This window comes from Mangrovimonas xylaniphaga (genome assembly GCF_001280435.1).
GTDB classification, from domain to species: Bacteria; Bacteroidota; Bacteroidia; order Flavobacteriales; family Flavobacteriaceae; genus Mangrovimonas_A; species Mangrovimonas_A xylaniphaga.
The window spans coordinates 545,215-557,617 of the sequence record NZ_LBIP01000013.1; the positions used below are offsets into that span (position 1 = coordinate 545,215).

Below are 12,403 nucleotides of genomic sequence, written 5' to 3' on the forward strand. Positions count from 1 at the left end.
ATCCTATTTTTGCAACAGGTATTACCATTTTCAAGTTATAAAAAAGGCCTTCTAAGATAGAAGGCCTTTTTTCAAATTAATCTATAATCTAAAAAAACAAAATTATTTAACCAGAAGCTTATGGGTATAGATACCAGAATCCAATGTTACCTCAAACAAATACATACCTTGGTTTAAGTTTAGATCTACTCTTTCTGTTTCTATAACACCTTGCTGAGCAACTTTACCTGTAATATCATAAATAATGTAAGATGCATTCATTAATTTGTTAGGTACCATCAAGTAATCTGTAGTAGGGTTAGGATATACTCTTGCTAGTTCAGATAACGGTTTAGCTATAGAAAGAACTTCTGAGTATGTAATATCAGCTGGATTTAACCAATATAACTCCGTTCCTGTGATATTTACGTCACCATCATCGTCTCCTCTCATTAAAATTATATCATTATCGCTAGGGTCTGTAACTTTAACAAGCCAATCTATATCAACGGTATTGCTTGTGTCAACCAATTCTATAGTTGTGCCATCAGCTCCATCAATTCTATATAAGCGATAGTCGGAACTGCTTATAGCTCTACTCTCCTCATTTTGCCCTCTGTAGTACAAGTAGTTTCCTACCTCAATATAATGTCTCGCATTGTGGTCTTCTGTAAACCAGGTTAGCTGTGTAACATTACCTGTGGTTGGGTAGTAAACAAAAATATTCTCTATACTCGTACTGTCATCAGCTAAAAAATAGATTCCATTATTCCAAGCGTATACATCTCCTTTTATATTATAGTTTTCTATGGCAGTTACTTTTGTAGTATTAGCTGCAGTGCCATCAGATTCCCAAAGTACGTCATCACCATTGTCAGAGTTATACGCTCTAAAATACATTTTACCATTAAGTTCACAAAAATCACCGACATAGCCAGAGCTTACACCAGTATTGAATTCTTTAAATAATGAGTATTTCTCGGAGTCAGTAGCGCTTGGGTCAAATACATAAAGTTCGTATCCAATTTCATCCGTTCCTGTGCTAGGTAATCCTCTTCCGTAGCAAAATATTTTGTTATCAAAAACAAACATATCAGAAACATACATTGTTCCATTGCTGTTGTCGTATCCTGTTGTTGATACTGTTGTGCCATCAAACTGCAAAATGTTATAATTAGTATCTCCTACATTTTTATCAAGAAAGTACAATTTGTTGTTGAGTACTACAGAATCCTCAAAATATTGATCAGCCAATTCATTAGCTATTTCGGTTCCATTAGTAGTTCCATCGGTTTTCCACATTTCTTTAACACCATAATTATAAAAATACATGGTGTTGTTATACTCAACAAAAGCTCTTGGATAGGAATTGTCAGAAGTGCCATCCAAATTTATTATTTGTTTTGTTCCATCTACAGTTCCATCAGACACCCAAAGTTCAGAGCCATCTGTTCCATTCGAAGCTTGAAAGTACACTTTTTTACCATCATTGGTTACATAAGCATAGTTGGGCCCTGAGTCAGAATTACCGGGGTTGATGTCTTTAAAAAGCTCTATCTGTGAGTTGGCTACAAGTGCTAAAGAGAAAGCTAAACATGAAAGTAGTCGTTTTTTCATAAACGTTTTTATTTTAAGTTAATTGATCCTTTTAAGGCAGCACAGCAAACTACCTACACATAAAACGCAAGAAAATACAACAAGGGTGACATTTTTTTAAGAAAAAAATAACATTTACATCAAAACGACCTATTCCATAGTAAAATTTTAACAATATTTTTAAACCCTTAATTCCCCATATTCCCTACAAAATCAAACAGTTTCCTAATTCAAAAACTAATTTTGAGTAACTTTTTGTTTCCAAATAAAAAATTAAAATTATTTCATAAAAAAACCTGTTGACATTTTGATTCATCCATCAAAAACACCAACAGGTTTTCACTCTATGTAAACTAATTAATAGCCGCAAAAAATAACAAGCGACCATCTATCTTTTCCATAGTTTAACTACTCCCCCACTTTAAACTCTAGGTCTACTTCCTTTGGAGGCAGACATTGGGTATCATTACAAACCATAAATTCCACCGTCCCTTTCACGGTAAAAGATTCTTTGGACTTTAACCTGATACGCTGTTTAAAATCTGCTTGATTGTCGAAATATTTGATCCGCATCTCAAAAATAGGATCATCTACTTCATGACCAGCACCTTCTTTGGTATTTCCTTTTTTTAAGTATTGTCCATTATTCTCAAATACAAACTTTGTAGGCCTTGGTCCATTTTCAGGCACATCCTGCGAATATAAATGCCAATGCTCTTCAATAGTTGCTGTGGCGATTAAATCGTATTCAGTATCCGAAATTTTAACGACACTGGTAGACCATTTTACAGGATCAAAAATTTGAGCCGAAGCATTAAAACTGATACATAAAACCAGTAAGGCTAATATCTTTTTCATTTCCATGTTAATTAAGTGGTTTAAATACAATTTCGTATGATTTTGATCCCTCTAGTACATTTTGAGCAATCTTTTGAATGTCTTTTTTGGATATTTTATTTACCATATCCACAAATTTAGACAAATCTTCAGGATTCTCTTGATATCTAAAATATTTCATCACCATTCCTAGATCGTATGAATTTCTGTTTCTGGATTGTTCTTCTTCCTTGATAAAGTTATTTTTTGTTTTGCTTAAATCATTGTCAAGAACTGTGCCATTTGCTATTTTGCGCAACTCATTATTGACAATATCCACTAAATTATCAGCCATATCTGGATTACAGTCAAATTTAAAGGATACAAAAACCTGTGATTTTGGTTCTCTGGTCATATAGGCATCCGCCCTTGGACTATAAGCTCCTCCTTCCGATTCTCTAACCGTTTCGGTAACTCTCAACTGTAGAATATCTCCCAAAGCTCTTGCATACAAACTATTTTTCACATTGTATGACATATCTTTTTTATAGGCAATATTTACAGAGGCTTTTGGGTCTTCCATAGCCAGATAAACATCCTTCTGAATTTGCTCCGAAAGCCATTCAGAATCATTATCCTTGTACATTTCCCCCTTCGAGTTGTTTTTAGAATGTACACTAGCTATATATTTTTCCAACAGAGGTTTCAATTCGTCTTCTTTTACATCACCCACAATAAAGAACTCGAAGTCTGAAATATCAGCAAAACGCTCTTCATAAACAGCCTTTATTTTATCAAAGGAAATGGCATTAGCATACTCCTGATCATAAATAGGCTTTTTGGGGTCATTTTTACCATACAACGCGACGGTAATACTATCCCGCATTTTTGCATTAATATCTTTACTTTTCCTAATCAAATAGTTATCTACATTGTTTTTTATAACCTCAAAGGCCTGTTCATCAAAACGGGGCTTCTCAAAGTACAAATAGACCATCTGCAACATTGTCTCAACATCCTTGGTATTTGAACTTCCAGAAAGACTTTCACTTATCCCCTTTAAACTAGGTTTAACATTTGCTGTTTTCCCTACTAAAACCTTCTTCAAATCAGTTGCAGAAAAGTCTCCTAATCCAGACATTTGAACTAAATTTTCTACAAAGTTAGCAGAAGGCAAATCCTCATTCTTCACTAGTGATTCCCCTCCATAACTAACAGCCCTCAAAGTCACCTGATCTTTTTGCTTATCAACAAATTTATAATGTACCGTAACCCCATTACTTAATTCAAAAGTTGTAGACCCTGTACTTTTATTAATTCTTGTAGTTTGAATGGCTCCAGGAACAATATCTGTATCAGAAATCAATGTTTCCGCAACTACATCTTCCGAATACGCTTTAATATTATTGTCATTTTCAACAGCATCGATAATGTTTTCGGCCTGTTCTTTTGTTAAATTGTCCTGTCCATCAACCCCTGTAACCGTTATAAACCTGTTCTTTTTAGAATATAAGGCCTTAATGGTCTCATGAAGTTCTTTAGCCGTGATATCTTTCAATAATACTTTTACAATTTCATACTCCTTTTCCACATCGGTTAACTCTGAGTTTACCAAAAAATTATTTTGAATTGCAGCTTCTATACTTTGATGACTCGCATCGTTTTTCTTTGCGATTCGGTTTTCATAGGAAGTTTCAATTTTAAGCTTGGTTCTTTCAATTTCCGATTCCAAATACCCATATTTCACCGCACTTTCTACAAGGGTCAATACATCCTTAAAGGCCTCCTTTTGCTGATTCGGTTTTGGATAGACACTAACACTAAATACATTTGAAGTTCTAGACATACTTCCATAACCCACACGAGCTCGTAAAAAACTTGCCTCTGGTTTTCTACCTTCTTCCGAAATTCTATCGGAAAGCATTCTTGTGGTCATAGACTCCAGTAGAGAACGCTTTAAATCCCCCACTGTATTGTCTTCTAACGATCGTTTATGTCTAATACCAAAACTTATACTTGCAGTTGAAACCTCTGGATCCATACCTAAAATGTACATTAAACTATCATTTTCTGGGATATCAACCAAAAAACGAGGTTTAGCACCATCAACTGCTGGAATTACTGAAAAGATATTTTTTATTTTCTCTTCAATTTCATTTACATCTACATCTCCTATAATGGCAATGGCCTGTAAATCGGTTCTGTACCAATCGTGATAAAAATCCCGAAGTGCTTTATATTCAAAATTCTCCACCACATCCATAGATCCTATAGGCATTCTGTCGGCATATTTCGAATAATTGTATTTAATTGGCATGGTAGTATTAAGAATCCTCATATTACCATTTTGTCTTGTTCTCCACTCTTCCTTAATAACACCTCTTTCAGCATCGATTTCTTCATCTGTTAATAAGAGGTAATTGGACCAGTCTCTTAAAACGGTTAAACATGTATCTACCAACCTATCTTTAGTAGGTATATTACTTAAATTATACACCGTTTCGTCAAAGCCAGTATACGCATTAATATCCTTACCAAATATGGCTCCATGCTTTTGAAGTGTATTCAAAATACCTTTTCCTGGAAAACTCTCAGTCCCGTTAAAGGCCATATGCTCTAAAAAGTGAGCCAAGCCTTTTTGATCATCATTTTCCAAAATAGACCCCACATTTTGAATGATGTAATAGCTAGCAGCATTTTTTACTACATCCGTACTTTTTATATAGTACGTCATGCCATTTGGCAACACACCCTTTTTAATTGTACTGTCAATAGGCAAAGGATCATTATAATTAATGGATTGGGAAACTCCCTTTGTTAAAAAGGCTATAAAGAAAGCCAACGATAAAACTAATCGGTTCATGTTTATAATGTTATTATAGTATTTGTTTGGATTTATGATTTTACTTGGATTCTGGCAAAAAGACAATATCTAAGGTATCGGCCTTTTCAAAAAAGTTTTTGGCCGCTTGCTCAATATCTTCAGTTGTTACTTTATCTAAAATAGCATCAAAATACTCAGGAGCCATCATGTTTTCACCATAATTATAATAGGCTTCTAAAGTCGACATCCAATACTTATTGGACTGTATCATGACCGGCCTATTTTTCTTGATATTTGAAACAACCTTATCTAAGTCGGATAATTGCACTTCTTTTTGAATCTGCTCCAATTCTTTGTAGACTAAATCGTTTAAATGTTCTGCATTTTTCGGATCACAACTAAACGAAATATCCATATTTAATTGTGGAGCAGGAATACGCACATCACCTGCGTTAACACTTATTGTGTATACACCTCCTTCCTTTTCTCTAATATTTTCTATAAAACGAATATTTAAAATATCACCTAAAATGGTATGATATACTATATTTTCTCTATTGTATTCAACCGCTTCTTTCATTTTAATTACTACTGTAGCCATTGGAGCTTCAGTTGAAACTTTTATACGGTGTTTATGAAATCCTTTAGGAAAATAATCTTTTAATGGTTTCCAGTTTTCTTTTCCTTCACTAGCCGCTATAGCCCCTATATATTTTTGAACCATGGATTTTACCGTTTTAAAAGGTACATCCCCTATTAAATAAAAAGTAAAATCTCCTGCATTACCGAATCTTTCCTTATAGATTTCTTCCATTCTATTGAAATCTATTTGATCTAGATAGGCCTTATTATATTCAAAATACCGGGGATCTCCATTTGCAGCCAAACGTTTATATGCATCACCGATAACTGTATTTGGGTTTTGTAAACGGCTTTCTAGACCTTTGTAATTATTGGCCATTATATTGTCAAACATCTCCTCATCGAATCTAGGTTTTTCAAAACGCATATACACCAACTGAAACATGGTTTCAATATCTTTGGATAAAGCACTTGCCGTAACAGATTCTTCATAAGTTCCTATTGACGCCTTTGACTTTGCCGAATTATTAGACATCACCTTACTATAGGTCAACGGATCCAAATCGCCAACTCCAAACCTATTAACCAAACTAACTGCCTGTAATGAAGGAATATCATTAACATCGTAAACAGATGCTCCCCCATCGCTAACGGCATTAAGCTCAATCTGTCCCTTTTTAGTGCTGCTGAATTTATAAACCACTTTTGCCCCATTAGACAATTGCCATTCTACAGCTTTTAAACTCCTATTAAGCTTTTCGCTAATAATGTCCCCTCCTTCTGGCAATTCTTCCAGCAAGGCTATATCTTCTGTCCCCAAATCAACGTAAGGCTCCAAATAGGCCGCTTCGACTTCTGACATAATAGACTGAATTCGCTCTAAAGAAGGTAATTTTAGATTCTCCTTATCAGGAGCTGTTATCATAAATACTCGATTCTTTTCAGTTAAGTACTGTTCTGCCAAGGCCGAAACTTCTTCTTTTGTAATAGTTGGAACGACGGATGTAACAAAATTGTAATTAAACTCCGAATCGGGAATGGCAAGATTATCTAAATAAGCGCTTTTAATACTCTTGGCATAAGCATCTGAACTTACTCTACCTCCCTTTTTAAAACGGGCTTCATTATTTGTCAACATTTTAGATTTCAAGCGATCTATTTCAGTTTGAGTAAACCCATGTTGAACGACACGTTGCAATTCACAATAGACAACATTTAACGCCTCTTCAACATGAGCTTCCTCCGCTTTAAAACTCATATTGAAGGCTTTATAATTTTTTTCAAAATCAGCATAAATTGTCCTTGCTTCTATAAAAGGCGCATTACCTTTCATAATTACGTCTTTATATCTCGCATTGAGCAAAACAGTAAAAAAGGCATTAACAAAGGTCTCTCTCAACTGAGCCTGAGAATTATCTTTTTTATTAAAATGCCTAATTTCCAATTCTAGCTTAATACTTCTCACCTCTTTATCGGTAGCAACTTTATAAAGTGGTTTTTCATTATCTGGAATTGTTACATAAATACGCTCTTTCGCCTTATTAATGGCTGGTATTTGGGAAAATAAATTTTTAACTTTTTCTTCTACTACATCTACATCAAAATCACCTACAATACCTATAGCTTGCAAATCCGTACGATACCAATCGTGATAAAATTCACGTAAGGATTTATGCTTAAAATTCTGAACCACTTCCATACTTCCCAAGGCATCTCGTTTAGAGTAGACACTATTATTATATTTCACCTCCTTTAACTGTTGCCCTACTCTGTAATTGGCATTATAACGCTGTCTCCATTCTTCCTGTATCACATTACGTTCGGCATCTATTTCGTTATCGATGAGAGACAATTCATTGCACCAGTCATTCAATATTAAAAGACAAGTATCCAAATCCTTTTCATTTTCTAAAGGCATCTGGCTAATGTTATACACCGTTTCATTTGTGGATGTATAGGCGTTTATATCCTTGCCAAACTTCAACCCTTTTTTCTCCAACCAATCAATCATGCTATTTTCAGGAAAATGTGCGGTTCCATTAAAGGCCATATGCTCTAAAAAGTGCGCTAACCCATTCTGCTTATCAGTTTCTAAAACAGCACCGACATTTTGATATAAATAAAAGCTTGCTTTACCCTTTGGAGCTTCATTATGTTTAATGTAATATGTTAAACCATTGGGCAACACTCCTATCCTGAATTCTTCATCAAAAGGAACATCTTTGGACAAATCAATTACAGATTGAGCTAATACTGTCGATCCAATAAAAAATAAAAATGTGAACAATAAAAATTTACGCATGCTTATAATGTAATAAGGCAACATGTTTACAGATTAAGTAAACACATCGCCTCTTATTCCTAATAATTAATAATTGTCAAATTTAAATCTTAAAGCAAAATGTCTTCGCCTGCCTTCATTAAATCCAATTCCCCTTTAATAGCAGAAAGTCTTTTAAGATTTTCCTCTTTTCCTAATTTATAGGCTTCTTCTTTCATCTCTACTCCTCTGTCCTTATCTCCTAACACATACAATATATTGGCATAATTACTAGTGTTTTCAGCCGAATTTGGATAAATATAATAAGCGACTTCCATCCAAGACAATGCTTCTTTCTTCTCTTCTTCAGTATTTACAAAACCTACATAGTCTTTTAACATTCCGTAAAGTTCCTCACTATATTTAACAGCATTTGGCCTAACCATTCTTAACGCTTCCGGATCGCCTTCTGCACGTTTCTGTAACCAACCTAAATAAAAGGTTCTAAAACTTTCCTTATCGATCGAAGACACATAGTTTGCTATATCGTCATGCACTAAAGCTTTATATTTCTCTCCTTGTCCTGTTTTTAAATAATAGTAAGTATAAATGCGTTTTCTTTGTGCATCGTCCGCTCTAAAACCTGCTTCAGCGGCTCTTTTAAATGTTAACTCTAATAAGCTTGTATCTCGCAGAACAATAGCATACTCGGTAGTAGTTGTTATCATTGACTTTGGAATACCTTGGTAGATTTCTCTAATGTCTTTTCTAACATACTTTTTCCAAGCCTTAGTTTTTATATTCTCATTAATAATACGGTCTGCCTCACCTCCAAAAACAATTTGCTTATGATGATTCGCTAACAAGTTTACCATGGCCTGACTTGAATCTGCAATTGTTTTTTGAACTTTTAGATACTGCTCTAGAATATCGGCATAATTCTTTTCCGATTTCACCTCTAGCAACTTATCCAAGTATTTAGCTAATAAAGTTTCATCTTCTTTATTTTTATTGTATAGTTCCGATAAACGCACTATACTGTTTGGATTCTTAGCTGAGGCCATAGCGGCTTTTGCTTCATTCAAAAATGCTTCTGTAGACATGGCACTTGACGACCTGTAAACCACCTCATCATTACTATCTATGAACACATAACTCGGTAAACCTTGAATTCCATATTTTTCTTTTAGTTTAGGTCCATTTCCTTTTTCAATATTCAATTTATAAGACACAAAATGCTCGTTAAAATAAGTACCTACCTCATCTTCCATGAAAACAGTTTTGGCCATTTTTTTACATGGTGCGCACCAATCAGCGTAACCATCAACAAAAAGCACCTTGTTTTCTTTTCTCGCTTTATCAAGTGCATCCTGAAAACTTCCTTTCTCGAAATGAATACCTTGTGCAATAACAAAAAAAGGCAATAGAAGTAGTATATATAAAGTTGTTTGCTTTTTAATCATGAATAAATCTTTAGTGTTTAAATTGATGCCCCCTTTTTCATTTGTTCCAGTTCGTATTCTTTGTTTACAAACTTTTTATCCGACCTAGGCCAATTTTTAACGGCCCGCTCTTTAAGTGCAACCGCCTTCTTTTTCTTTCCATTTTTATAGTAAACTTCAGCCTTTATATCATCCGTAAAACAGTTGTCTTTTCTCAATTCATAACCGTATTCAATCCAGCTGTTTAATGTTTCATATTCCTTTTTAGAGGTCGCGCGCTGTAAATACCCTTTACTTAATTCATTTATTTCCTTGAGAATTTTTGATGCTTTTAACCCTTCTTTTGAAGCATTCAACATGCGCTCCCTTGAAGGTTTAGGATCATTATCGTATGCTCGTTTATACATTTCATAGCTTTTCTTATCTGATTCATGAATTTCAGCTATTGTTGATTGCTCGATAAGGCCATTAATATAATTTAAGGTAGTTGTTTTATAAGACTCGTCATCATTTAACATACCGTAATATATTAATTCTGCTTCCAGCAAATTATCCTCCCGAAAACGGCTTTCAGGCTGTTGTTTATAAGCTTCAATATATGCTTTCATCAACTCAGGGTCTTTATTGCGTATCGCTGTATCCATGGTACCATTAAGAATCTGGGTAGACAACCTAGGTAACATCTTAGCCTGATATTCTGACGCCTGTTGCATGTAAGTATCGTAGTTCTCGTTTAAAATCTGCTCGCCCTTACCTCCAACAATGAAATTTCTTATATTATGAAAAACATAATCTAACATCTCTGGACTTGACTCCTCCATTTCTGTTTGCACTTTTAACCAGGCATCAATTCCATCCGATGTATCCTGTCCATATTGCTCCATTTCTTTGATATACATCTTTAGAAATTGCTCATCGTTTTGTTTTTTAGGAAACATGTCCTGAAGGTTTTCCAGACTATATTTACTATTTACAGAACTTACGGCTCTATTAGCCATTTCTATAAAGGTATCTTCTGCTTTGAAGGCAGTATCTTTAAGAAGTATTTTACCATCTGCATCTAAATACAACAATGTAGGGTACCCTGTTACATTATACTGTTTAGCTACAGCTTGACCTTCCTTTTCTGCATCTAACTTTAAGTTGATAAAGTTTTTATTATAGACTTCTCCTACTGAAGCAAGCGGAAATATATCTTTGGCCATCTTTTTACATGGGCCGCACCATACAGTATAAAAATCGATAAACACTAATTTATTCTCCTTCTTAGCCTTAACTAAAGCTTCTTCTAATGTTATATGCTCAAAGTTCATACCCTGTGCCATCCCTAAAAAAGGCAATACCAACAAGCTTAAGAAAAATATACTTTTATTAATCATTATTGTCCGTTTTTTATATTCAATTAAATTGATGCTCCCTTTTTCATCTGCTCCAGTTCATACTTTTTAGCAGCAAATTTTTTATCGTCTTCCGGCCAATTAGCTAGAGCCCTTTCTTTACACTCAATGGCCTTTTTAGCCTTACCTTTTTTATAGTACATATCGGCTGTTAAGTCATCCATATAATAGGCACTAGCCTCTAAATTATAACCGTATTCAATCCAATTTTCAAGATTTTTATACTCCTTTTTAGAATCTACATACTTCAAATAAGCTTCTCCTTTTTGGTGAAGATCTTCAACTATATTTCCAGAATTAATACCGTTTTTATAAGCTTTTAACATGCTTTCTGCCTGAAGAGTATTATTCCCTTCTAAAGCCTTACTACGCTTTTCATAAATTGCTTGATCTTTTGCTTTAATCTCACTTATAGTTTTATCAGCTATTAAACTATCAACATAAGTAATAACCGCTTTCTTATAACCTTGTGAATCATTAAGCAAGCCTGAATAAGTAATTTTATACTCTAAGTAATTCCCCTTTTTCTTATATTTTTCTGGTAATTCATTGAAAGCTTCCATGAAAATTAACCACAACTCGGGGTTTTTGGTTTCAAAAGCATAGTCTCTTGTATTTTTTGCCAAACGAACTTCTTTAAATACTTCTAATTCCTCTTCTTCTTTTCTGGTTGCGATATCCATGTATTCATCGAAATTAGCCTTCAAGATTTCTGCTCCTTTAGAGTTAAGAATAATATAGTCTTTATACTTTAACAAAAACTCCATCATGTCTACATCATCCTCTTCTATTTCATTCTGTACTTTTAACCAAGCATTAATTCCTTCTGTTGGATTTTGCCCATACTCCATCATTTTAGTATAATAGATTTTTAAGAAATCTGGATCATCTTGTTTATTGATGAAAATCGTTTGAAGCTTCTCGAGACTGTACTCGCTGCTTACCGACGCTGCGACATCACGACCTAATTGAATAAAATCTTCAGGCATACGCGAACCTGATTCTTTGTAAACCACATTCCCGCTAGAATTTAAATATAAATAAGTAGGATAACTATTAACCTGATACTTTTTTGCGTCCTCTAAACCTTCCTTTTCGGCATCTAACTTAATACTCACAAATTCCTTATTGTATAATGCTCCAACCTCAGGTATTGGAAATACATTCTTCGACATAATTTTACAAGGCGCACACCAAGTCGTATAAAAATCAATAAACACTAATTTATTCTCTAACTCTGCCTTTTTTAAAGCTTCCTCTAAGGATATATGCTCAAATTCGATACCTTGTGCGAATAAATTAAAAACCCCTATAAAGAAGACAATTACAAGGGACAAAACATTTTTTTTCATATTTTTATTAAGTTTTTTTAGGATGGTCTTAAAGTAACCATATAATAATTAAACGCATTATTTGATGCCTAGAGTGACATCTATGCTTACAAAAACCTAACCATTATTTAGCTCATTTTATCAACAACCTATAAAGAAGCATCTATTTTTCAACT

Annotated in this window: 7 protein-coding genes; all 7 read right to left on the minus strand. The window is 34.1% G+C overall.

Annotated elements, in window-relative coordinates; genetic code table 11:
- Nucleotides 1-102: 102 nt before the first annotated feature.
- Nucleotides 103-1,596: a T9SS type A sorting domain-containing protein gene (locus ZA06_RS02580; protein ID WP_053975849.1), complete on the minus strand. Its 1,494-nt coding sequence runs from the start codon at nucleotides 1,594-1,596 to the stop codon at nucleotides 103-105.
- A gap of 387 nt (nucleotides 1,597-1,983) precedes the next feature.
- On the minus strand, nucleotides 1,984-2,433 hold the full coding sequence (locus ZA06_RS02585) for a protein-disulfide reductase DsbD domain-containing protein (protein WP_053977027.1): 450 nt from the start codon (nucleotides 2,431-2,433) through the stop codon (nucleotides 1,984-1,986).
- A 7-nt stretch (nucleotides 2,434-2,440) separates the two neighbouring features.
- Nucleotides 2,441-5,254 carry a M16 family metallopeptidase gene (locus ZA06_RS02590; protein ID WP_053977028.1) on the minus strand — a complete coding sequence of 938 codons (2,814 nt, stop codon included), beginning with the start codon at nucleotides 5,252-5,254 and terminating at the stop codon, nucleotides 2,441-2,443.
- 40 nt (nucleotides 5,255-5,294) lie between these two features.
- Nucleotides 5,295-8,099, minus strand: a complete 2,805-nt coding sequence (locus ZA06_RS02595; protein WP_168155200.1) for a M16 family metallopeptidase — start codon at nucleotides 8,097-8,099, stop codon at nucleotides 5,295-5,297.
- An 89-nt stretch (nucleotides 8,100-8,188) separates the two neighbouring features.
- The gene (locus tag ZA06_RS02600) at nucleotides 8,189-9,520 is read right to left on the minus strand and encodes a thioredoxin family protein (RefSeq protein WP_053975851.1); all 1,332 of its coding nucleotides are present in this window, start codon (nucleotides 9,518-9,520) and stop codon (nucleotides 8,189-8,191) included.
- A 17-nt stretch (nucleotides 9,521-9,537) separates the two neighbouring features.
- On the minus strand, nucleotides 9,538-10,878 hold the full coding sequence (locus tag ZA06_RS02605; RefSeq protein ID WP_076664062.1) for a thioredoxin family protein: 1,341 nt from the start codon (nucleotides 10,876-10,878) through the stop codon (nucleotides 9,538-9,540).
- Between the two features lie 23 nt (nucleotides 10,879-10,901).
- Nucleotides 10,902-12,248 carry a thioredoxin family protein gene (locus tag ZA06_RS02610; protein WP_053975853.1) on the minus strand — a complete coding sequence of 449 codons (1,347 nt, stop codon included), beginning with the start codon at nucleotides 12,246-12,248 and terminating at the stop codon, nucleotides 10,902-10,904.
- Between the last annotated feature and the right edge of the window lie 155 nt (nucleotides 12,249-12,403).